The sequence below is a fragment of the Sulfitobacter sp. L-8 genome (assembly GCF_056859255.1).
In genome coordinates, this window is the sequence record NZ_JBSXOD010000036.1 from 107,093 (window position 1) to 128,959 (window position 21,867).

Below are 21,867 nucleotides of genomic sequence, written 5' to 3' on the forward strand. Positions count from 1 at the left end.
GCCTCAAGAGAATCCTGCAGGACCGTTATGACAGCACCCTCCGCCTATCGCGTGTTGGCACGCAAATACCGCCCAGAAACCTTTGCCGATCTTGTCGGTCAGGATGCGATGGTGCGTACATTGAAAAACGCTTTTGCGGCCGACCGGATCGCACAGGCATTTATCATGACGGGCATCCGCGGTACCGGCAAGACCACCACTGCCCGTATTATCGCCAAGGGTATGAATTGCATCGGCCCGGACGGCAACGGCGGCCCGACGACCGAACCCTGCGGACAGTGCGAACACTGCGTGGCCATCATGGAAGGGCGTCACGTAGACGTAATGGAAATGGACGCCGCCTCCAATACCGGGGTGGGGAATATCCGCGAAATCATCGATTCCGTCCACTACCGCGCGGCATCTGCGCGCTACAAAGTGTATATCATCGATGAGGTTCACATGCTTTCGACAGGCGCGTTCAACGCGCTGCTCAAGACCCTCGAAGAGCCACCCGAACACGTCAAATTCATCTTCGCCACCACCGAAATTCGCAAGGTTCCCGTAACGGTATTAAGCCGGTGCCAAAGATTTGACCTGCGTCGCATCGAACCGGAGATCATGATTGGCTTGATGCGGAAAATCGCATCGGCTGAAAGCGCGGAAATCACCGACGACGCCTTGGCTCTGATCACCCGTGCCGCCGAAGGTTCCGCCCGTGACGCAACCTCCCTGCTAGACCAAGCAATCAGCCACGGCGCAGGCGAAACCACTGCTGACCAGGTGCGCGCGATGCTTGGCCTGGCCGACCGTGGCCGCGTGCTTGATTTGTTCGATCTTGTACTGCGCGGCGATGCCGCAGGCGCGCTCCATGAACTGAGCAGCCAATATTCCGACGGCGCGGATCCGATGGCGGTACTGCGTGACCTGGCTGAAATCACGCATTGGGTCTCGGTGGTAAAAATCACGCCCGATGCGGCCGAAGACCCGACAGTATCTCCTCAAGAACGTGCCCGCGGCCTCACTATGGCAGAGGCGTTGCCGATGCGTGTGCTGACCCGCCTCTGGCAGATGCTGCTCAAGTCGCTGGATGAGGTCGCCGCGGCCCCTAATGCAATGATGGCCGCAGAGATGGCGATCATCCGTTTGACACACGTGGCCGACCTGCCCAGCCCGGAAGAACTCGTTCGAAAACTTGGCACGACACCGCCCCCCCCCGCGACCCCGCGCAGCCCCCCCACACCCGGCCCATCCGGCAGCGGACCCTCCACCACCGCGTCGCATCATGCGCAACCCGTCGTTCAATCCGGTGCCACGATGGCCGCTGCTGCTCCTGCTGTGGATCAAGCCTTGGCGCGTTACCCAAGCTTTGAACATGTCGTCGAATTGATCCGCAGCCACCGCGATGTCAAATTGCTGGTCGAAGTTGAAAACACGTTGCGCTTGGCCGCCTATCGCCCTGGCCGCATCGAATTCACCCCCACTGACGACGCGCCGCGTGACCTGGCGCAACGTCTGGGCACTCGGTTACAACTCTGGACGGGCAACCGATGGGCAGTGACGATCGTCGGCGACAGCGCCACGCAAACCATCGCCGAAATCCGCGATGCCAAGGAAAACGCACTTAAATCCAAGGCGGAAAGCCACCCCCTCATGCAAGCGGTGATGGCGACCTTCCCTGATGCGAAAATCCTGTCCATCCGCACACCAGAGGATATCGCCGCACAAGCTGTTGCAGAAGCATTGCCAGAGGTCGAGGACGAATGGGACCCGTTCGAAGACGACTGATCGGCGTACGCACTGCCTCTTGTCGGATCCGCCGCGAGATCGCATATACCGATTAACAAAAATCTACAGGAGAGACAGAGATGCTCAAAGGTCTGGGTGCCATGGGAGACATGGCCAAAATGATGAAAGCCGCGCAGGAAATGCAAGGCAAAATGGCGCAGATGCAAGAAGATATGCACAAGATCATCGTCGAAGGTGAATCCGGTGCCGGGCTGGTAAAGGCAACCTGCACGGCCAAAGGCGAACTCAAGACGCTCGACATCGATCCGTCGATCTTTAACGGGGACGAGAAGGAAGTCGTCGAAGATCTGATTCTCGCCGCGATCAAGGACGCTCAATCAAAGGCCACCGATCGCGCCCAATCCGAGATGAGCAAGTTGACTGAAGGCATGGGACTGCCCGCCGACATGAAACTTCCGTTCTGATTTTCCAAATGGGTCAAAATCCTCGCCGAAGGCATAAAATCTGTTTTGACCCGCTTGCAGGGGGGGCGCACGGTTGAGCAGCACGCGCGATATCGACGCCCTTATCGACCTGATGGCGCGGCTGCCGGGTCTCGGCCCCCGGTCGGCCCGCCGGGCAGTCCTGCACCTCATTCGCAAACGTGCGTTTTTGCTCATCCCGCTCGCCGACATGATGCAGCGCGTCGCGGCGACCGCTAGGGAGTGTGTTAATTGCGCGAACATCGGCACCACGGATGTTTGCGATATATGCGCGTCGGAAAAACGCGCCAACGGAGAGCTTTGCGTGGTCGAAGACGTGGCCGACCTCTGGGCGATGGAGCGGTCGGGGGTGTTCAAGGGCCGCTACCATGTGCTTGGCGGGACACTTTCAGCGTTGGATGCCATCGGCCCACAAGAACTCCGCATTCCGCGTCTGATTGAACGCGTGGATGCCGAAGAAATTACCGAAGTGATCCTCGCTTTGAATGCGACCATCGACGGGCAAACCACCGCCCACTATATTGCTGATCAACTGGATGGCCGCGTGCGGCTGACGTCCCTTGCCCAGGGCGTTCCGATCGGGGGAGAGTTGGATTACCTCGACGATGGTACAATCACCGCGGCCATGCAGTCGCGCAAATCACTTCTGTAATTTACGCAACTTCGCCAGTGCGATAAGGGCCGCATCGCGTTCGGCCTCAAGCTCCGGGATGCTGCGTCCCGCGGCTTCGGTCTCAACACCCAAGATGAGCTGGCTGCGGACACCGGATGTGAGGCTTGGGGTTCCCAAATCGGCCCATCGCTTTTCCTGGCTAGGCCCAAGGTGTTCCAAATAACTTGTCATACCGCCAGGACCGCCACCTAGGTGGTACGCCATATGTGCACCCAGTACAGACCAGCGCAACCCCGGCCCATTCACCAGCGCAATATCCACCGCTTCGACGTCGGCGATACCTTCCGCCACAAGATGCACCGCTTCGCGCCACAGGGCGGACGCCAACCGGTTGGCGATATGCCCCACCGCCTCCTTTTTCAATCGGACGGGGACCGAACCCAACCCCCGATAAACCTGCTCCGCAACCGACAAGATCGCATCATCGGGTCCAAACAATTCGACCAATGGGACCAGGTGTGGCGGGTTGAAGGGATGGGCGGTGATCAGCCGCTGGGGATGCCGCATTTGCACCGACAGATGTGACCAGGGATGCGCCGACGTGCTGGACGCGATGATGACATCACTTTCTACGATTGCTTCGATCTGGGCAAACAAATCTTGCTTGAGCGGTACATTTTCAGGTGCGTTTTCCTGAATCATATGCACCCCCACGACGGCTGCTTGCAAGGTTTCACAAATCGTCAACCTACCGCTGTTCAGGGCTCCGCCCCTGATTTCGCATAACTGCTGGCGCGGCTTTGCGACACGTTCACCAAAGCTTTCGCGGGTGCCTTCTGCCGGGTCCCATGCCTGCACGTCATGCCCTGCTTCCAAAAACAGCGCTGTCCAACTGGCCCCGATCAAGCCGCAACCAATTACAGCCACAGGGATCGGTTTTTCCGAGGGTATATTATCCATCAAGCTCAAGCACCGTTTCCACGCCATCTTCTATTACATAGACACACCCCTGCCGGTTGGTCAGCTTGCCTAGGTCTGACCGGGTAAGTCCGCACAGCTCACCGCGCAACAACTGACCGCTCAACCCATGAGCGACAATCACCGTAGGTTCGTTGAGCGTTGAGACAAAATCCCTGACGCGGGCCTGAAACGCATCAAACCCTTCGCCCCCGGGTGCTGCGGCGTAGAATTCCATATGGGGTGTTGCAGGTGTAATCCCCTCGGGAAGGTTATTGAAGATATCCGTGCGGAGCTGCCCTTCCCACTCTCCCGCGAAAACTTCTTTCAAGCGGTCGTCCACCTCGTATTTTCGCCCGCCCAGCGCTATATCGGCAGTCTGTCTTGTTCTACGCAACGGCGAAACGATGCAGGGCGGGTTGGTCTCAAGAATGGGGGCCATCAGACGGTACTGTTGCTTCGCGTGTTCAACGCCCCGGGCGGACAAAACGGATTCCGTCTGCCCTTGCACCCGACCCTCGGCGTTCCATTCGGTTTCACCATGTCGCATGAACCAGATTTTCGGATATGTCTTCATTTGACGCGCGCCCTTCGCAAAACTTCAGTTCGCGCTATTTAGGCTCAAGTGCTCGCAGAATGCTACCTGTACAAAAATCTATTAACACGTCTTTATACGCCAAGGGCAGATCGGATGCCGCCGTATCCGAAAGACCCGCAATGCGGGCCTGGCTCGCTACAATTGAAATCATCGCTGAAACCGTCAATGTCAGACTGGTTGCCAAAAGTTGAGGATCGGCGTCGGGGCGCAATTTTGCCAGTTCAGCCAGATATACCCGCGCCACCGGATCATAAAGCGGTGCCATCTCAAGATAATAGCGGTCATCAGAGACAATACGTGCAACCAGCATCGCATAGGCGCGCCATTGCGGGTCACCACGTGACGCGATCTCGAGATAGGGCGTGATATACGCCGAGATGAGGCTCTCTATCGTTGGTTCGCTCTGGGCCTTTAATTCCTCAAGCCGCTCGAGCCGTAAGGTATTGAGGGTTTCAACACGGCGTTTGAGCACGGTGAGAAAAAGCGTCTCCTTGTTACCGCCGTGAAAACCCACGACGCCAAGGGTCACCTTCGCTTCTCGGGCGATCTGGCGTACTGTCACGGCATCAAACCCGGTCATCGCAAAGCAGCGTTCCGCAGCATCCAAGACTTTTTCCCTGGTGATTTCACCTCTGGCAATACGGCCATCGTTGGACGGTATGAAACCTGTCTGATCATCAGATTCAATCATTTTGATTGCAGACCTTTTTTCTCTCTGCTCATATCGAGCAGCGTATTTGTTGACATTTTATACAATCGTACAGACAGTTACTTCCGACCATCATGCCAAATTTTAGGTTTTGGCACAATCGCGAGGACAATATGATGCAATCCATGACCTTCACCGCCGTCGCACTGATGACCCTGCTTGCCCTCCCGTTTAAAGCTCATGCTGAATCCTTGAATGTGACTGTCGTAGCGGGACACCCGCCGGTGTTCTTATGGGTCAAAACAATGTCGGAAACGTTTATACCGGCCGTTGACATGGCGCTCGAGGGTAGCGGTACCGAAATCGAGTGGACCGAAGCCTACGGCGGCACCTTGGCCAAGGTGGGAGGCGAACTGGAGGCTATTGAGGACGGACTCGCTCAGGTCGGCATCGTGTCGTCCCTTTTTGAACCGTCCTTGCTGAGCCTGCAAAACATCACCTACGTCACGCCGTTTGGGCCGTCGGACGTAAAACTGGTGTTGGAAACAGTTGATGCCATGACCAACGAAATCCCCGGTATGCGCAAAATGTGGGAGGATCTGGACCTGGAATATTTGGGCGGTGGCTTCGGACTCGAAGATTATCTCTTAATGACAAAATTTCCGGTCAAGTCTCTGGATGACCTGAAGGGGCGAAAGATCAACGCCCCCGGCGCTGCGGTAAACTGGCTCAAAGACACGGGGGCCGTCGGGGTTTCCGGTAATTTGACCACGTATTACAACGATATAAAATCCGGAGTGGCAGAAGGCGTTATCGTGTTTCCGACCGCTGCGGCGGCGGCCAAGCTTCACGAGGTCGCCCCCTACGTGACCAAAGTCCATTTCGGTGCCCAATACGCAGGAGGGATCGTCGCCAAGAAAAGCTGGTACGATGAACAGTCACCCGACGTGCAGGCTGCTCTTCAAGCGGGGGCCCACGCATTTGCAAGATCATACGAAGCCAACCTGGCGCTGCGGGTCACCAAGGCATTTAGCGATTTTGAGGCCGGTAACGCCCATGTCACTGAATTACCCGAGGACGTGCGCCGGGAATGGGCCAACAAATTGCCCAATCTTGCGCAGGATTGGGCGGCCGAGCAGGATGCAAAAGGACTTGAGGGTACGCGTGTTCTAGAGGCGTATGTCACACATCTAAAGGACGCAGGGGTTCATCTGCCGCGTGACTGGTCGGCAAAATGACACGCACAGGCCCATCGGGCCACGTGCCGTTTCTAAACCGTGCCGCTGTCGCGATGATGCGGATTGCGAACATAGTGGCGACGCTATGGATACTTTTGCTGATGTTACTTATCGTCGCTGACATCTTGGGGCGGGAATTGTTCGGCAGCCCGATCGCCGGCGTGCCGGAATTGGTAAAGCTTTCCATCGTCGGCATCGTCTTCCTACAGATATCGCACACTCATCATTCCGGTGAGATGATTAGGTCTGACGGCATTCTGGGGATGGTTCGCCGCCGCCGACCTGCCCTGGCCACCGGAATAGATGTTTTCGCGCAACTCTGCGGGGCCATTTTTGCGGCGGTTCTGGCCTGGACAGTCTGGCCCAAGATGATCCGCGCCTATGACCGCGCCGAGATGGAGGGTATTTCCGGACATTTCACCGTGCCCGTCTGGCCCTTCTTGGGGTTGATAGTACTTGGGTCGGCGTTGCTTGCCGTATCTTTTACAATCGCGGCCACAAATGGAATGAACAGCCTACGCGAGCAAACTTGATGGAGCCGATCTTTATTGGTTATCTATCGCTCGCTGCGATCACCGTGGCCATATACATCGGGGTGCATGTCGCCATCGCCCTTGCCGGGGTGTCACTGTTCGGGGTCTGGGCAATAACCGGCAAGATCAAGCTGGCGATGAATTTCGTCGCACTGGCCGCCACTGACAGCATCGCTGACTACACGTTTGGTGTCGTGCCTTTATTCGTGTTGATGGGATTGACCGTTTCGGAAACCGGGTTGGGTCGCGATACATTTGCCGTCATCGCCACAAGACTTCAGCAGTGGCGCGGCGGGCTTGGTGTCGCCACAGTTCTGTCAAATGCGGTTTTCGCCGCGATCACAGGCGTATCAATAGCATCCGCTGCTGTGTTCTCAAAAGTCGCAGTACCCGAGATGATCCGTGCCGGGACGGCACGAAGTGTTGCGGTGGGCGTCGTGGCCGGTTCATCAGTTCTAGGCATGTTGATCCCGCCGTCGTTGCTGTTGATACTGTTTGCGATCCTGACCGACACCTCGGTCGGCGATCTGTTCATCGGGGGTATCGGTCCCGGCCTTCTGCTTACTTTCGCCTACATCGGGTATCTTTCGTTTTTGGGCTACTTCAGGCCCGATCTGTTCACCCTTCCCTCGGATATGCCCAGCGGCGATGATGTTCCGACCCACGCGATATTTCCGGTGGTCGGTTTGGCGGGGTTGGTGTTATCGGGTATCTATATGGGGTTTTTCACTCCTACCGAGGCTGGGGCCGTGGGGGCCGCCGCCGCCCTGATCATCGGATTTGCGATGCGCCGCATCGGTACCAGAGCCGCTTGGCGTATCTCCGTACAAACCGGACACATCACCGCCGCAGTTTGCTTCATGATCATCGGGGCATCGATCTATAGTCGAATGCTGGCATTCTCTGGTGTGCCGGCCTCGATCACGCAGATTGCGCTGAACTCGGGCATCGGGCCGACCGAATTTCTGCTGCTGTTTGCGGCGCTCTTGATCATCCTGGGCACCGTGCTGGATTCATCTTCCATTATGCTTGTTACGGTACCGCTTGCTTTTCCTATCACGCAGCAAATGGGTGTCGATACCGTTCATTTCGGCTTGATAACCGTACTGGCAGTCGAGATAGGGCTGCTTACACCGCCGCTGGGTCTATCGGTTTTTGTCGTTCAAAGCAGTTTGCGCGAACTTGGGGTGACATTGGGCGAAGTTTTTCGCGGCGCGGCCCCGTTTGCGATTATTATGGCAGCGACTCTGGTGGCGCTTGTTTTTATACCGCAAATTGCAACTGGCCTTCTGGGCCGATGAAACGACAAGGTGACGACATGCAACTGATTGATCTCTCTCGCCCACTGGAAAACACCGAATTCGCCGACCCGCCCGGACTGGCCCCGAAGATCACCTATTTTTCCCATGCCGAAACCGCCGATCAGATGTTGCAATTTTTCCCGTCTGTGCAGGCTGACCAGCTCCCCGGCGGAGAAGGCTGGGCTGTCGAACAGATTACTTTGTCCACCCATAATGGCACACACCTAGATGCACCCTATCATTTTCATTCGACCATGAACGGCGGGGAACGGGCAATTACAATCGATGAAGTTCCTTTGGAATGGTGCATCGGTCGCGGCGTCAAATTGGATTTTCGCCACTTCCCTGACGGTCATGTCGTGACGGCCACAGAGATGGCAGCCGAATTTGATCGGATCGGGCATGACCTGAGCCCCGGCGACATCGTCTTGGTCAACACCGCCGCAGCCGAAAAATACGGCACGCCCGAGTATGTGCCAACGGGCTGCGGGATTGGACGAGCGGCCACCAATTGGCTGACCGAACGCGGCATGCGGGTTTGTGGAACCGATGCATGGAGCTGGGACGCCCCATTTATCCACACCGCAAAAAAAGTTAGCGAAACCGGGGATGCCGGGCTGATCTGGGAAGGCCATCGCGCCGGGATGGATCGCGGATACTGCCACATGGAAAAGCTCGCAAACCTTGATCAACTGCCGGACACAGGTTTCGAGGTGCAGTGCTTTCCGGTCAAGATCAAGGCCGCATCCGCAGGGTGGTGTCGCCCAGTAGCGATCATTCGGGACGCCGCCGTTTGACTGGAGCGGCGCATGGTAAGCCCCGTTCCCGAAAACGCGCCCCGCTCCGGCCAAGCCAGACCGGGGCAGCACCGTCAGGCGTCATAGCCTGGATTGGTCCGCTTTAGTTTGCGCATCAAACCCGGCCAAACCAGGTTGTCACCTGATCCCGGTGTAAATACCCCCGAGGCTTGGCTCGCTACCAGATCCGCCATCTCTTGGGTTTCTTCATGCAGATGCTCTTCTCCGCCAGCAGCCTGAGCGAAAATTTGTGTCTTGCAAGCGTTCTCCAGGAAGTACATGCGCAGGAATGCCAAGGCACAATTCGGCCCCACGGTCAGGGTGCCATGATTGCGCAGCATCAACAGGCTCTTGTCGCCGATGTCATCGACGATCCTTTCCCGCTCATCCAGGTTCAGCGCGATCCCCTCGTAGTCGTGATAGGCAAGGTCGTTATTCACGATCATCGAAAACTGTGTGTAGCGTCGCAACCCGCCCTTTTGCACGGATACCGCCACTCCGTAAGGGCTATGAACGTGGATCACGCACCCCGCATCGTGACGTGCCGCGTGAATGGCAGAATGGATGGTAAAACCTGCCGGGTTGATGAAATACGGGGTTTCTTGACAAATGTTGCCGTCCAGATCGATTTTCACCAAGGCAGACGCGGTCATTTCGTCAAACATCAACCCATAAGGGTTGATCAAAAAGCGTTCCTGCCCGTTCTCATTCGGCAGCCGGGCGGATATGTGGGTAAACACAAGGTCGGTCCAGCCATGCATGGCGCACAACCGATACGTTGCGGCAAGTTCGCAGCGCAACTTCCACTCTTCGGCTGACACCTTATCCTTAAGGCTTGGCAGGTCTACAGGATCAGGGATATCAAACCCTGTCGCCCGCTGCATTGCAGATTGATCATTCATTAAATTTACCCTCCCTAGGTTGCAGGCACTATAGCGCGAGATAACCTTGTGCTGGCAACCCGGAATAGACCGCATAGTTTAAACGAAACTGTAAATTCTAGCCGCCTTCGATGCGCGAGAGGTGGATATTTCAAATTAAGTGTACTATCGCATACCAAACTTCAGGAAAGGCTTGAAACCATGTCTGACACGACCACTCCCGACATCATCTACACGCAGGTTGATGAGGCCCCCGAGTTGGCGACATATTCGCTGCTGCCGATTATCCGCAGCTTTGCTGGCGCCGCCGGCGTTTCTGTCGGCACCCGCGACATTTCATTGGCGGGACGGATCTTAGCTGCCTTCCCCGAAGCGCTGACAGATGAGCAAAAGCAGTCGGATGATCTGGCTATTTTGGGACAACTGGTAAAGTCTGCGGATGCCAACATCATCAAGCTTCCCAACATTTCCGCCTCTGTGCCGCAGTTGGTAGCCGCGATCAAGGAATTGCAATCCCAGGGGTATGCCCTGCCCGATTACCCCGAAGCACCCAGCAACGACGCAGAAAAGAAGACCCGCGCAGCCTATGACGCGATCAAAGGGTCGGCTGTGAACCCCGTTCTGCGCGAAGGCAACTCTGACCGCCGCGCGGCAAATGCAGTTAAAAAATATGCGATGGCAAACCCACATTCGATGGGGACATGGTCAAAGGATAGTAAAACCAAGGTGTCTTCGATGTCGGGCGGTGATTTCTTCTCGAACGAGAAATCCGTGACGTTGACCGATACCCAGGCAGGTGCGGCCAAGATCGTTCACATCGCAGACGATGGCGCTGAAACTGTGCTAAAGGATGGCGTGACCCTTCCTGCCGGGACCGTGGTCGATACGACATTCATGTCAGCCAAGGCGCTCGACACGTTTTTGGCCAAGCAGATCGAAGAAACCGAAGCCGAAGGCACGCTGTTCTCGCTGCATATGAAGGCGACGATGATGAAGGTCTCTGATCCGATCATCTTTGGCCACGCAGTACGCGAATTTCTCAAACCGGTGTTCGAGAAATACGGCGAGGAGCTTGAAGCCGCTGGCGTGAATCCAAACGCCGGGATCGGTGACATGATGGAGCGGATCAAGGACAACGCCGAGATCAAGGACGCGGTCAAAGCGGCAATGGATGAACGCCCGCCGATGTATATGGTGAATTCGGACAAAGGGATCACCAACCTGCACGTGCCATCCGACGTGATCATCGACGCATCGATGCCCGCGCTGATCCGTGCCGGTGGCAAAGGCTGGGGCCCCGACAACAAGGAACACGACACCAACTGCGTGATCCCCGACAACTCATATGCTCCGGTCTATGACGAAACCATCAAATACTTCAAGGAAACTGGCGCGCTGGACCCAACCACCTCGGGCACTGTGCAGAACATCGGTTTGATGGCGCAAAAGGCCGAGGAATACGGGTCGCACCCCACCACATTCGAGATCCCCGCTGACGGCACCGTGAAAATGATCGCCGCCAATGGCGACGTGATTTCCGAGCACAGCGTCGAGGCGAACGACATCTGGCGCGCGGCCTCGGCCCGCAAGGCCCCGATCGAGGACTGGGTGCAGCTGGCCATCGACCGTCAGAAAGCCGAAGGCTGCGAGGCGATCTTCTGGCTGGACGAGAACCGCGCCCACGACGCAGAGCTGATCTCCTATGTGAAGCCGATCCTTGAAGCCAAGGGCGTGGCCGACAAGTTCCAGATCATGTCCCCCGCCAAGGCCACGCGCCAAACGCTTGAGACGATCCGCAAGGGCGAAAACTCCATCGCGATTACCGGCAACGTGCTGCGCGACTATCTGACCGACCTGTTCCCCATTCTCGAACTGGGCACCTCGGCCAAGATGCTGTCGATCGTGAAACTGATGCAGGGCGGCGGCCTGTTCGAGACCGGTGCAGGCGGGTCTGCCCCCAAGCACGTGCAGCAGCTGGTCGAGGAAAATCATCTGCGGTGGGATTCCTTGGGCGAATTCAGCGCATTGGGTGAAAGCCTGAAATTCCTTGCTGATCAGAAAAACAACGAAAAGGCCCGTATTCTGGGCAAGGCCGTGGATGCAGCCACGCAAGGTATTCTCGACAATAATAAATCACCCTCGCGCAAGGTAGGCGAACCCGACAACCGCGCCAGCCATTATTATTTCGCGCTGTACTGGGCCGAAGCTTTGGCGTCTCAGACCGACGATGCCGCGATGGCGAAGCATTTCGCGCCCATCGCAGAAAAGCTGGCGACCAATGAAAGCAAGATCTTGGAAGAACTTGCCGCGGTACAAGGCAAACCGGTGGATCTTGGTGGATATTATCACTCCGACCCAGCCAAAACCGAAGCGGTGATGCGCCCCTCGGCGACGCTGAACGCGATAATCGATTAAGCGGACCGGCTCCGCCCCCTGATGAAACGGGGCGGGGCCATTACACATCAAACCGCGATCGGGAACCGCCCGGCGAAGTTACCCGGGTCAAGTAACCTCTTGGTTGATACTTACCCCCAGACATTCTATCGAGATTACATCGCTATAAAATCCATTTCGATTAGGACGTTCCGATGACCAAGCCGCTTTCCAAAGTTACCCCAAACACGTGGGAGTTTCTGCGCGACCCGATGATCACACCGACCGGATTTCGCGAATACGACGCGCGCTGGCAATATCCAGAGGCGATCAATCTTCCCGGTATGACCGCACTGGGTCTTGGCTTGGGAACGCAGATGCAGCAACGCGGGATAGAACCCGTAATTGCGGTTGGAAACGATTACAGGGATTACTCCCTGTCGATAAAAAACGCCCTGATACTTGGCCTTATCCAGGCTGGCATCCATGTCAAGGACATCGGTCCCTGCCTTTCGCCCATGGCTTATTTCGCGCAATTTCACCTGGATGCGCCTGCGGTTGCGATGGTCACGGCGTCGCATAACCCCAATGGCTGGACCGGCGTCAAGATGGGCTTTGAACGCCCGCTGACCCACGGGCCGGATGAAATGTCCGAACTGCGTGACATCGTCCTTGAGGGGCGTGGTACACCGCGTGAGGGGGGCAAGTATGAATTCGTCGAAGGTGTGCGCGAAGCGTATCTGGATGACCTGATCGGTGACTTCAAAATGACCCGCAAGCTCAAGGTAGTGTGCGCCACGGGCAACGGCACCGCATCGGCCTTCGCACCCGAACTATTCCGTCGCTTGGGGGTAGAGGTGGTCGATAGCCACAATACGCTGGATTACACTTTCCCGCATTACAATCCGAACCCCGAAGCGATGGAAATGCTGCACGACATGTCGGCGTCCGTGAAAGCGTCGGGCGCGGATTTCGCGTTGGGCTTTGATGGCGACGGTGACCGCTGCGGTGTGGTCGATGACGAAGGCGAAGAGATTTTCGCCGACAAGATGGGTGTGATTATGGCACGAGACCTTTCGGGCATCTACCCCAACAGCACCTTTGTGGCCGACGTGAAATCAACCGGGTTGTTTGCTTCCGATCCGGTCTTGCGCGCCAATGGTGTGACCGCAGACTACTGGAAAACTGGTCACAGTCACATGAAACGCCGGGTCAAGGAATTGGGCGCGTTGGCGGGTTTTGAAAAGTCCGGGCACTACTTTCTGGCGGAACCGATCGGGCGCGGCTATGACTGCGGCATGCGTGTCGCGGTCGAGGTCTGCAAACTGATGGACCGCAACCCCGACATGAAAATGTCGGACCTGCGTCGTGCCCTGCCGCATACGTTTTCGACGCCTACCATGTCACCCTATGCGTCGGACGAAGATAAATACCACATTCTCGACCGGATCGTTGCCAAGTTGAAAGACGTGACCGAACTGGGCGGCCGCCCGGTGAAAGAGGTCGTGGCGGTTAACGGCGCGCGGGTGATATTGGACAACGGCAGCTGGGGGCTGGTGCGTGCTTCGTCGAACACTCCGAACCTGGTGGTGGTCTGCGAAAGCGCGGACTCAGAGGCCGAATTAAGAGCGATATTTGCCGATCTCGACGCGGTCATCAGAACAGAACCGGATGTTGGTGAATACGATCAAACCTTCTGATCTGGTGCGCGGCTGCCCCAACGCCGTGTTCCGTTCTGACATGCTCGTTAAACGGTACGTGCCGCGGTTGTAACTGGCTCGAGGCACGTAAACTCTATGACAATAATGCCGGGAATATCTATGACCAAACGCGCCCTCATCACCGGCATCACCGGCCAGGACGGGTCCTATCTGGCGGAATTCCTGCTGGAAAAGGGATATGAGGTTCACGGGATCAAGCGGCGGTCTTCGTCGCTTAACACCCAACGGATCGACCACATTTATCAGGATCCGCACGAGGCCAATCCAAAGCTGCGCTTGCATTACGGCGACCTGACCGACAGTTCGAACCTGACGCGGATCATCAGCGAAGTGCAGCCGGACGAGGTCTATAACCTTGGTGCACAAAGCCATGTCGCGGTAAGCTTCGAGTCACCGGAATATACCGCTGACGTCGATGCCAACGGGACTTTGCGCCTGCTCGAAGCAATCCGTTTTCTGGGGCTGGAAAAAAAGACCCGCTTTTACCAAGCATCAACTTCTGAGCTTTATGGCGTGGTGCAGGAGACACCACAGACCGAAACGACACCCTTCCACCCGCGCAGCCCCTATGCCGTGGCCAAGATGTACGCCTACTGGATCACGGTAAACTACCGCGAGGCGTATGACATGTACGCCTGCAATGGCATTTTGTTTAATCACGAATCCCCGCGCCGGGGTGAAACCTTTGTGACGCGCAAAATCACGCGCGGGCTGGCGAATATCGCCCAAGGCTTGGAAAACTGCCTGTATATGGGCAATATCGACGCGCTGCGCGATTGGGGGCACGCCAAGGATTACGTGCGCATGCAGTGGATGATGCTGCAACAGGATGTGCCCGATGATTTCGTAATCGCGACCGGTGTTCAATATTCTGTGCGCCAGTTCATCACCTGGTCGGCAGCCGAACTGGGGATCACGCTGCGGTTCGAGGGCAAAGGTATCGATGAACGCGCGATCGTGGATAGCGTAGACGGTGACAATGCCCCCGCCGTCAAACCAGGCGATGTGGTGATGCGCATTGATCCGCAGTATTTTCGCCCCGCCGAGGTGGAAACCCTGCTTGGGTCGCCTGCGAAGGCCAAGGAGAAGCTGGGCTGGGAGCCGCAGATCACCACGCAGGAAATGTGCGCAGAGATGGTGGCCAATGACCTCAAGATCGCGCGACGTCATGCGCTGTTGAAAGAACACGGGCTGGATCTGCCGATCGCGCTTGAGAATGGATAAGCCTATGGGCAAGATTTATATCGCGGGGCATCGCGGCATGGTCGGCAGTGCGATTTTGCGTCAACTCCAGGCACGCCACAACGCAGGCGGGGCGCTGACCCTGATCACCCGCACCCATGCCGAACTGGACCTGACCGATCAAGCGGCCGTACGCGACTTTATGGCCGCTGAAGCACCCGACGTGGTGATCCTGGCCGCTGCGCGTGTAGGTGGCATCATGGCCAACAACACCTACCCCGCTGATTTCATTTACGATAACCTGATGATTGAATGCAATGTGATCCATCAGGCCTTTGCCGCCGGGGTGAAGCGGCTATTGCAATTGGGCAGCTCGTGCATCTATCCGCGGAACGCACCCCAACCCATGGCGGAAGACGCGCTGCTGACCGGCGTGCTGGAACCGACCAATGAACCCTATGCCATCGCAAAAATCGCCGGCATAAAGCTTTGCGAAAGCTATAATCGGCAATATGGTGTCGATTACCGATCGGTGATGCCGGCGAACCTGTATGGGCCTGGCGATAATTTTCATCCGCAGAACAGCCATGTCCTGCCCGCCTTGATCCGGCGCTTTCACGAAGCCGCGCGGGATGATCTGGACGAGGTCGTGATCTGGGGCACCGGGACCCCTAAACGGGAATTCCTGCATGTGGACGATATGGCACGAGCCTCATTGTTCGTGCTCGACTTGCCAAAGGACATCTATGCGGCCAACACCCAGCCCATGCTGAGCCATATCAACGTAGGTACCGGTCGCGACGTAAGTATTGGAGCCTTGGCGCAGATGGTCGCCGACGTTACGGGTTTCAAAGGCAAACTGGTGTTCGACACCTCAAAGCCCGATGGGACGATGCGCAAGCTGATGGATGTGTCCCGTCTAACCGATATGGGGTGGCGCGCGCGGATCGACCTGAAGGAAGGGTTGCAGGAAACCTACAACTGGTTCATGCGCCAAGAAACCATTCGATCCTAGGGCGATACATTTTCGTTAGTATAAAATTAGAATAATTTAGACTAAGGTCCTTTTCATGATCCATCCCATTCTCCTCTGCGGTGGTTCCGGTACACGTCTGTGGCCGCTGTCGCGCAAATCCTATCCCAAGCAGTTCGCCAAACTTATGGGGGATGAAAGTCTGTTCCAAGCCTCTGCCCGCCGCCTGTCCGGTGACGGGTTTGCGGCCCCGGTCGTGGTCACGGGCGATTCGTTTCGCTTTATTGTGACAGAGCAATTGGCGCAAATTGAACTGGCCGCCCAGGGGATCCTAATTGAACCCGAGGGACGCAATACCGCGCCGGCGATCCTTGCCGCTGCGATGTGGGTCGCCAAATCCGATCCGCAGGCACTGATGCTCGTGGCACCCTCGGATCATGTCATTCCCGATACCGACGCGTTTGCGCAGACTGTTCAAGCCGCCGTGCCGCGTGCACAAGCAGGCGATCTGGTGACCTTTGGCATCACACCGACGCGCGCCGAAACGGGATATGGCTACCTGGAACTCGCTGCAGATGCCGATGCGGGCGCAAAGACGCCCCAAACGCTGGCGCGGTTTGTTGAAAAACCTGATTCCAGCCGCGCCGCGGATATGCTCATTGCAGGAAATTTTCTTTGGAATGCCGGAATTTTCCTGTTCACGGCCCAAGCGATCATCGCTGCCTACCAGACCCACGCGCCTAATCTGATCGATGCCGTGACCGCCGCGTTGGGCGGGGCAAATTCCGACCTTGGCTTTACCCGGCTGGATGCAACGGCATGGGAAAAAGCGGATGATATTTCCGTCGATTATGCGATCATGGAAAAGGCCGACAATCTGGCCGTGATGCCGTTTGGCGCGGGATGGTCCGATCTGGGCGGGTGGGACGCGGTGTGGCTGGAAACCGGCCCCGATGCGCAAGGTAACGTATGCTCTGACAACGCCACAGCAATCGATTGCGCCGATACCTTGCTGCGGTCAGAGACCGAAGGAGTGCAGCTGGTCGGAATCGGGCTTGATAACATCATCGCTATCGCGATGGGCGACGCTGTCTTGGTCGCTGACAAATCCCAAGCGCAACGCGTCAAAGAAGCTGTCGATGCTCTCAAGGCACACGGTGCCTCGCAAGCGGTTCAACTGCCTCGGGATTATCGCCCGTGGGGCTGGTATGAAAGCTTGGTCATCGGCGCGCGGTTTCAGGTGAAACGGATCGTGGTGAACCCTGGTGCGGCGCTGAGCTTGCAAAGCCATCACCACCGGTCGGAACATTGGATCGTGGTCGAAGGCACCGCGAAAGTTACCGTGGATGATGAAGTAAAGCTCGTCGGTGAAAATCAGTCCGTCTATATCCCGCTTGGGGCTATTCACCGGATGGAAAACCCCGGAAAAGTTCCCATGGTCTTGATCGAAGTGCAAACCGGCAGCTATTTTGGTGAGGATGACATTATCCGCTATGAAGATATTTACGCCCGCACGTAGAAACCTCTGGTCAAAGGCGCTGCGATACCGCAGCGTCAACGCCAGGTTTACCTGTTGGTGCAATGGCTTGTGGACGCGCCTCACGCGCCCCCACCTAACGGCGGGGAATATCGCCAATTTTTAACCTGCGATGTCAGCCTGATTTTCTGCAAGGCGTGAATGCCACGCGGTGTGTGTGTCCTTCCAGATGTCTGGAAGGTCACTTACGCATTCGTGTACCCTGCTCAGGTCCCCGTTTTTACAGCCCGCCTCAATGTCTCTGAGCTGCGAGTGTAGACGTACCGCGCCAAACATCCCAGAAACCCCTGCCATATCATGCGCCTTTGCCTGTATATCGGCAGTCTCGCGTGTTTTCATCAGTTCGGGCAGAGCATCTTCAATTCGGGCTACCAATGTAGCAATTCTATCTGTCAGCTTTGCATGGCCCAACACCTCAAAAAGTTCGTTCACCTGGCTTTCGTTCAGCAATGGCACGGCTGCTTCGTGATCCTTTGTGATCGATTGGTCGCCAAGCTGGCTTTCGTCACGAGCGGCCAAAATCAACGTTTCAAGAGCGTTACTCAGCTTCTTGGTGTTAAGAGGTTTTTGTAAAAATCCTCTCATCCCTGCTGAAATGAAATCCTCTTTTTCCGTCGGAAGAGCATGCGCAGTCACTGCCATGATGGGTGTGTCAACGTTGGGGCCGGCACCCGCCAAGATTGCTCTGGTCGCTTGGAGCCCGTTGACGCCTGGCATTGATATATCCATCAGGATAGCGTCAAACTTTTGGTCTGTCGCAATGTTGATGGCCTCCTGGCCACCAATGGCTAACGTGACGGTATGCCCAAGCCTTTGCAGCATTGCCTTTATCAGGTCGCGATTGATTTCATTGTCATCCACGGCCAATAGGTTCATAGGCGGCAACCGATGTAGGTGCGGGTCGCGTGATGTAGGGGTATCAGTCTTTATTGGTGCCACGGTTGTCACCGGCAGACGAACCACAAAACGTGCTCCTCTAGAGGGTTCGGAATGGCACGTTACATCACCGCCAAGGCGAAGGACCAAGCGGCGAACGATTCCCAACCCAAGCCCCGTCCCCCCCGTGTGCCGCTCGTATCTGCTATCCAACGATACATAATCTTCAAAGATACGTTGAATATCGTGCTGTGATATTCCCGGCCCATTATCCGCAACCTCTAGCTGTAATATCGTATCGTCACCGGAGCTTTTCTTATACGTGGCATGCAGGGTGACATCATCGTCCGGGCCAAACTTTATCGCATTGCTGATCAAATTGACCAAAATCTGTTGAATCGCGCGTGGGTCGGTTAAGATCAGGCGATCGTTCAACCCTGTTTTCTTTAATCGCAACCGGGTCCCTGACATCTTGGCGAGCGGTTTCATCGTTTCGAGAATGCCCATGGCCAGCGCAGAAATATCGCAGGCTTGCAGCTCCAGATCACTGGTATCCGCTTCACTCCGCTCAATCGCTAGTACGTCATCAATATGACCCAAAAGTATGTCACCTGATGTCAATGCTGCGTCGATGAAACGTTGCTGCTCCGCATCAAGGCGGCCATCATTCAGCAAGTGTATGGCTGACAGGACACCGTTCAATGGCGTTCGCATTTCATGACTCATCATGGCGAAGAAACGTGATTTTTCCCGATACGCAACCAGTGCGTCATCGCGGGCCCGGATGATCTCCTCCTCTTTTTGACGTTTATCTGTTATATCACGGATATAAGTGACAAAAACCGGTGCATCGTCCGACTGCGTCAAAGAAACTGAGATTTCTACTGGAAAAATTTGACCGGCGCCGTTCATCATCTCAAATTCGTGCCTGCTTGTACCCGTAACACGGGCAAGACCGATCTCGCGAAATGTGTCAAGGTCAAGGCTGTGTGGCGTTCCAGATTCCGGCGGCAGCAAAAGCTCTATGAAGTTTTTCCCTAACGCAATCTCCCGCGAGATCCCGAAAATTGCCTCTGCCGATCCGTTGAAATCAAGAATTTCACCTTCATCCGAAACCACGACAACGGCGTCCAATGACGCCCTTAACGTTGTCGCCAATCGCAGATGGTTTTCTTCTGCTGCACGGGACGTTCTGTTTAAAACAATCGCCTGACGCGATAATCGAATGGTCATCGCGATCAAAGCGCTTATGACGATCAGTGCCAGCAAAAGCAGCATCTCGATCAGTTGAACAATCTGCTCCCGTTCCGCCTCGGACGCCGCGGCGGCGAACGAAATTGACGCAAGACCGATTTGCCGGGGGAGCCGTTCAATGGTCTGGAGAGCGAATTGTAATTCGCTCAGTCTACTGAACAGCTGCGCATCGGGGCTGTCTATGATCGGGACTTGAGCGTCAAGAACACGACGTAACCTTTCGGTTTCGGCGCTTAGCTCGCCAACATCCTGTACGCGGGCGGCAACTTGGGCCCGACTGTAAAAGATGTCAAAGCGCTTCCTCAGATTGGTAAGCGCCGGTGTGGTACCTGATCGCGCATCATCCAAAGCCCTCTCCAGCTTTAGGAAGTCGGTTTCAAGCTGTGAATACACCCACTCTGCATGATCTTGATGGGCGCTTCCCAACGCACCTACCCGGTTCCACACACTAAAAGCAAGGTAACTGGCCACAGCGAGGCCGGCAAACAACGCCAATGCAAGGGTGCGCCTGACCCACAGGCGCTGCAGGCGATGCAATGTGCGATTTGCCATCAAAGTTCCTGTGCCATAGGTTTATTTGACCGCAATCCGATCCATCTGCCATATCGACCGGCTGTAGATTGTTTCGGTTTTATACGACGGGTTGCTATCATAGGGGTAAACGATCCAAAGTGGGCCTTTACCGCGGCGCGACATTAAGGACCCGTTCAAAAGGTAAGCAACAATTGGGCCATCGACGGTTGCGTCCGATACGGGCAAGGTCACAGAATAGTCGTTAATCGCAGTTGCTTCAATCTCACCCTCGGTTACGTCCAGTTTACCCAAAAGCTCTTTTAATAAAACCCCCTCGAAAACCTGCTGGCCATCTGTCCAGATCGTGGTGGTGGCGAATTCCGTGCTCGGCAGCGCCTGAAGATCTTCCAGGGTATATTTGTGTTGTTGATCACCTATCGAAACATCCAGAAGTGTCTCGCCTGCATTGGCTGCGGACGCTATCGCCAGTGCTCCGACCAGAGCGTAGATTGTGTTTGAAATCCTATGAAATTTCATGATCGATCATCCTTCACATCCAATTAACATCTTCAGCTTAGGCTAGTTTCGCGACTGGAACGAATGCGATAAAGGTTAATCAATCTATACCAAAGTATAGGCGAGAGATATTCAATCTATGGTCACTATACACCTACTAGCTGTTATTCGCCTTTAAGTTGGTTTAACTATATTTCGAGGCGCTGAATTATAGTGATGCAGGAAGAGATACCCGATGCCTTTGAACATTCTAATCGCAGACGATCACGATATGGTACGCGATACGATTGCCATGTTCCTTGATACCGATGGATCAACTCAGACGGTTGCAGCGAGCGACCTCCACGAGGCTTTAGAAAAAATCAGATCGGAAGGACCGTTTGATCTCGTGCTTCTAGACTATACAATGCCTGGGATGAACGGGCTTGAAGGGTTGAAAGTCGCCATTGGAGCAAATGAAGGAAAGCCCGTCGGTATAATTTCCGGAACCGCTACCCGCCTTATTGCGGAGCAAGCGCTTGCTGAAGGTGCAATCGGTTTCCTTCCAAAAACCCTACCGGCAAAATCTTTGGTGAACGCCGTCCGCTTCATGGCTGCCGGCGAAACCTATGCACCAGTGAATTTCATGTCCGGTAAAGATGATCCCGGGGAAACGGATTTTGAAAAGGGGCTGTCCGACCGCGAAAGGCAAGTTCTAAGGGGCGTAATGAACGCAAAGTCCAATAAGGAAATCGCAAGAGATCTTGAGTTACAAGAAGTGACAATAAAGCTTCATGTAAAGACTCTTTGCCGAAAGCTGGACGCAAGAAACCGCACGGATGCAGCGATGATCGCGCGCAATGCCGGATTTGTCTGATTACACCTGCCTGACGCACAGTATTGGTATTTTCCATACGGGCTTCAGAAGAGTTTCTGGTGGTTGATCAAACATCAACGCACCCATGTCGGCACAACTTAGTCGCACGCCGGTATGAGTGCCGTGCACGTAATGCTCTATTTCGTAGATTTTTATGATTATGTATATTTATCGTTGAGAGATACGTTGTTGATGAACTTATTAGGTTTGGCGGTGACCTACTCTCCCACGTCTTAAGACGCAGTACCATTGGCGCAGTAGCACTTAACTGCCGAGTTCGGGATGGGAT

19 protein-coding genes and 1 rRNA gene are annotated in these 21,867 nt (G+C 55.6%); 13 read left to right on the plus strand and 7 right to left on the minus strand.

Features of this window, described 5'->3' with window-relative positions; translation table 11 throughout:
* Window positions 1–27: 27 nt before the first annotated feature.
* The 3 genes from AC13DE_RS04870 to recR all read left to right on the plus strand — a co-directional run bounded on the left by AC13DE_RS04870 (window position 28) and on the right by recR (window position 2,862).
* On the plus strand, window positions 28–1,767 hold the full coding sequence (locus AC13DE_RS04870; RefSeq protein ID WP_483047211.1) for a DNA polymerase III subunit gamma/tau: 1,740 nt from the start codon (window positions 28–30) through the stop codon (window positions 1,765–1,767).
* A gap of 80 nt (window positions 1,768–1,847) precedes the next feature.
* Window positions 1,848–2,192, plus strand: a complete 345-nt coding sequence (locus AC13DE_RS04875; RefSeq protein WP_446306239.1) for a YbaB/EbfC family nucleoid-associated protein — start codon at window positions 1,848–1,850, stop codon at window positions 2,190–2,192.
* A 73-nt stretch (window positions 2,193–2,265) separates the two neighbouring features.
* Window positions 2,266–2,862, plus strand: coding sequence for a recombination mediator RecR (gene recR, locus AC13DE_RS04880; RefSeq protein WP_483047212.1), 597 nt, complete (start codon window positions 2,266–2,268; stop codon window positions 2,860–2,862).
* On the opposite strand, the gene AC13DE_RS04885 is transcribed toward recR, so the two are convergent.
* From AC13DE_RS04885 to AC13DE_RS04895, 3 genes are read right to left on the minus strand one after another with little or no spacing between them, the layout of a single operon-like run.
* On the minus strand, window positions 2,851–3,783 hold the full coding sequence (locus tag AC13DE_RS04885; protein ID WP_483047213.1) for a 3-hydroxyacyl-CoA dehydrogenase NAD-binding domain-containing protein: 933 nt from the start codon (window positions 3,781–3,783) through the stop codon (window positions 2,851–2,853). The two genes, recR and AC13DE_RS04885, sit on opposite strands and share 12 nt — an antisense overlap.
* Window positions 3,776–4,357: a histidine phosphatase family protein gene (locus tag AC13DE_RS04890; RefSeq protein WP_446296552.1), complete on the minus strand. Its 582-nt coding sequence runs from the start codon at window positions 4,355–4,357 to the stop codon at window positions 3,776–3,778. Before AC13DE_RS04890 ends, AC13DE_RS04885 begins: the two co-directional genes overlap by 8 nt.
* A 34-nt stretch (window positions 4,358–4,391) precedes the next feature.
* Window positions 4,392–5,069 carry a TetR/AcrR family transcriptional regulator gene (locus tag AC13DE_RS04895; RefSeq protein ID WP_483047214.1) on the minus strand — a complete coding sequence of 226 codons (678 nt, stop codon included), beginning with the start codon at window positions 5,067–5,069 and terminating at the stop codon, window positions 4,392–4,394.
* A gap of 143 nt (window positions 5,070–5,212) precedes the next feature.
* Between AC13DE_RS04895 and AC13DE_RS04900 the strand changes: the two genes are divergently transcribed.
* From AC13DE_RS04900 to AC13DE_RS04915, 4 genes are read left to right on the plus strand one after another with little or no spacing between them, the layout of a single operon-like run.
* Window positions 5,213–6,265, plus strand: coding sequence for a C4-dicarboxylate TRAP transporter substrate-binding protein (locus AC13DE_RS04900; RefSeq protein ID WP_483047215.1), 1,053 nt, complete (start codon window positions 5,213–5,215; stop codon window positions 6,263–6,265).
* Window positions 6,262–6,798, plus strand: a complete 537-nt coding sequence (locus AC13DE_RS04905) for a TRAP transporter small permease subunit (protein ID WP_483047216.1) — start codon at window positions 6,262–6,264, stop codon at window positions 6,796–6,798. Before AC13DE_RS04900 ends, AC13DE_RS04905 begins: the two co-directional genes overlap by 4 nt.
* Complete coding sequence (locus tag AC13DE_RS04910; RefSeq protein ID WP_483047217.1) at window positions 6,798–8,099, plus strand: TRAP transporter large permease; 1,302 nt, start codon at window positions 6,798–6,800, stop codon at window positions 8,097–8,099. The genes AC13DE_RS04905 and AC13DE_RS04910 overlap by 1 nt, the downstream gene beginning before the upstream one ends.
* A 17-nt stretch (window positions 8,100–8,116) precedes the next feature.
* A complete protein-coding gene (locus tag AC13DE_RS04915; RefSeq protein WP_446314181.1) occupies window positions 8,117–8,896 on the plus strand; it encodes a cyclase family protein in 780 nt (259 codons plus the stop codon).
* A gap of 74 nt (window positions 8,897–8,970) precedes the next feature.
* Here the strand turns inward: AC13DE_RS04915 and AC13DE_RS04920 are convergent, their stop codons facing one another.
* Complete coding sequence (locus AC13DE_RS04920; RefSeq protein WP_483047218.1) at window positions 8,971–9,798, minus strand: class II aldolase/adducin family protein; 828 nt, start codon at window positions 9,796–9,798, stop codon at window positions 8,971–8,973.
* A gap of 180 nt (window positions 9,799–9,978) precedes the next feature.
* Between AC13DE_RS04920 and AC13DE_RS04925 the strand changes: the two genes are divergently transcribed.
* The 5 genes from AC13DE_RS04925 to AC13DE_RS04945 all read left to right on the plus strand — a co-directional run bounded on the left by AC13DE_RS04925 (window position 9,979) and on the right by AC13DE_RS04945 (window position 17,545).
* Window positions 9,979–12,192, plus strand: a complete 2,214-nt coding sequence (locus AC13DE_RS04925) for an NADP-dependent isocitrate dehydrogenase (RefSeq protein ID WP_483047219.1) — start codon at window positions 9,979–9,981, stop codon at window positions 12,190–12,192.
* 173 nt (window positions 12,193–12,365) lie between these two features.
* Window positions 12,366–13,850 (plus strand): phosphomannomutase/phosphoglucomutase, encoded by a 1,485-nt coding sequence (locus AC13DE_RS04930; RefSeq protein WP_483047220.1) that lies wholly within the window; start codon window positions 12,366–12,368, stop codon window positions 13,848–13,850.
* 120 nt (window positions 13,851–13,970) lie between these two features.
* Complete coding sequence (gmd, locus tag AC13DE_RS04935; RefSeq protein WP_483047221.1) at window positions 13,971–15,095, plus strand: GDP-mannose 4,6-dehydratase; 1,125 nt, start codon at window positions 13,971–13,973, stop codon at window positions 15,093–15,095.
* Between the two features lie 4 nt (window positions 15,096–15,099).
* Window positions 15,100–16,068 carry a GDP-L-fucose synthase gene (fcl, locus tag AC13DE_RS04940; protein WP_483047222.1) on the plus strand — a complete coding sequence of 323 codons (969 nt, stop codon included), beginning with the start codon at window positions 15,100–15,102 and terminating at the stop codon, window positions 16,066–16,068.
* A gap of 55 nt (window positions 16,069–16,123) precedes the next feature.
* Entirely contained in the window at window positions 16,124–17,545 is a 1,422-nt protein-coding gene (locus tag AC13DE_RS04945) for a mannose-1-phosphate guanylyltransferase/mannose-6-phosphate isomerase (protein WP_483047223.1), read from the plus strand.
* A gap of 120 nt (window positions 17,546–17,665) precedes the next feature.
* On the opposite strand, the gene AC13DE_RS04950 is transcribed toward AC13DE_RS04945, so the two are convergent.
* The gene (locus AC13DE_RS04950; protein WP_483047224.1) at window positions 17,666–20,245 is read right to left on the minus strand and encodes a hybrid sensor histidine kinase/response regulator; all 2,580 of its coding nucleotides are present in this window, start codon (window positions 20,243–20,245) and stop codon (window positions 17,666–17,668) included.
* Between the two features lie 21 nt (window positions 20,246–20,266).
* Window positions 20,267–20,743 (minus strand): putative pterin-binding protein, encoded by a 477-nt coding sequence (locus tag AC13DE_RS04955; RefSeq protein WP_483047225.1) that lies wholly within the window; start codon window positions 20,741–20,743, stop codon window positions 20,267–20,269.
* Window positions 20,744–20,957: 214 nt separating this feature from the next.
* Between AC13DE_RS04955 and AC13DE_RS04960 the strand changes: the two genes are divergently transcribed.
* Window positions 20,958–21,578, plus strand: a complete 621-nt coding sequence (locus tag AC13DE_RS04960) for a response regulator transcription factor (protein WP_446306234.1) — start codon at window positions 20,958–20,960, stop codon at window positions 21,576–21,578.
* A gap of 205 nt (window positions 21,579–21,783) precedes the next feature.
* Here the strand turns inward: AC13DE_RS04960 and rrf are convergent.
* Window positions 21,784–21,867, minus strand: a 5S ribosomal RNA gene (gene rrf / locus AC13DE_RS04965); the annotation flags it as partial.

Excerpts from the sequence above, each read along its gene's own strand:
- AC13DE_RS04870 (WP_483047211.1), top strand. The coding sequence starts at position 28 with ATGACAGCACCCTCCGCCTATCGCGTGTTGGCACGCAAATACCGCCCA.
- AC13DE_RS04875 (WP_446306239.1), top strand. The coding sequence starts at position 1,848 with ATGCTCAAAGGTCTGGGTGCCATGGGAGACATGGCCAAAATGATGAAA.
- AC13DE_RS04885 (WP_483047213.1), bottom strand. The coding sequence starts at position 3,783 with ATGGATAATATACCCTCGGAAAAACCGATCCCTGTGGCTGTAATTGGT.
- AC13DE_RS04890 (WP_446296552.1), bottom strand. The coding sequence starts at position 4,357 with ATGAAGACATATCCGAAAATCTGGTTCATGCGACATGGTGAAACCGAA.
- AC13DE_RS04895 (WP_483047214.1), bottom strand. The coding sequence starts at position 5,069 with ATGATTGAATCTGATGATCAGACAGGTTTCATACCGTCCAACGATGGC.
- AC13DE_RS04900 (WP_483047215.1), top strand. The coding sequence starts at position 5,213 with ATGACCTTCACCGCCGTCGCACTGATGACCCTGCTTGCCCTCCCGTTT.
- AC13DE_RS04905 (WP_483047216.1), top strand. The coding sequence starts at position 6,262 with ATGACACGCACAGGCCCATCGGGCCACGTGCCGTTTCTAAACCGTGCC.
- AC13DE_RS04910 (WP_483047217.1), top strand. The coding sequence starts at position 6,798 with ATGGAGCCGATCTTTATTGGTTATCTATCGCTCGCTGCGATCACCGTG.
- AC13DE_RS04915 (WP_446314181.1), top strand. The coding sequence starts at position 8,117 with ATGCAACTGATTGATCTCTCTCGCCCACTGGAAAACACCGAATTCGCC.
- AC13DE_RS04920 (WP_483047218.1), bottom strand. The coding sequence starts at position 9,798 with ATGAATGATCAATCTGCAATGCAGCGGGCGACAGGGTTTGATATCCCT.
- AC13DE_RS04925 (WP_483047219.1), top strand. The coding sequence starts at position 9,979 with ATGTCTGACACGACCACTCCCGACATCATCTACACGCAGGTTGATGAG.
- AC13DE_RS04930 (WP_483047220.1), top strand. The coding sequence starts at position 12,366 with ATGACCAAGCCGCTTTCCAAAGTTACCCCAAACACGTGGGAGTTTCTG.
- gmd (WP_483047221.1), top strand. The coding sequence starts at position 13,971 with ATGACCAAACGCGCCCTCATCACCGGCATCACCGGCCAGGACGGGTCC.
- fcl (WP_483047222.1), top strand. The coding sequence starts at position 15,100 with ATGGGCAAGATTTATATCGCGGGGCATCGCGGCATGGTCGGCAGTGCG.
- AC13DE_RS04945 (WP_483047223.1), top strand. The coding sequence starts at position 16,124 with ATGATCCATCCCATTCTCCTCTGCGGTGGTTCCGGTACACGTCTGTGG.
- AC13DE_RS04950 (WP_483047224.1), bottom strand. The coding sequence starts at position 20,245 with ATGGCAAATCGCACATTGCATCGCCTGCAGCGCCTGTGGGTCAGGCGC.
- AC13DE_RS04955 (WP_483047225.1), bottom strand. The coding sequence starts at position 20,743 with ATGAAATTTCATAGGATTTCAAACACAATCTACGCTCTGGTCGGAGCA.
- AC13DE_RS04960 (WP_446306234.1), top strand. The coding sequence starts at position 20,958 with ATGCCTTTGAACATTCTAATCGCAGACGATCACGATATGGTACGCGAT.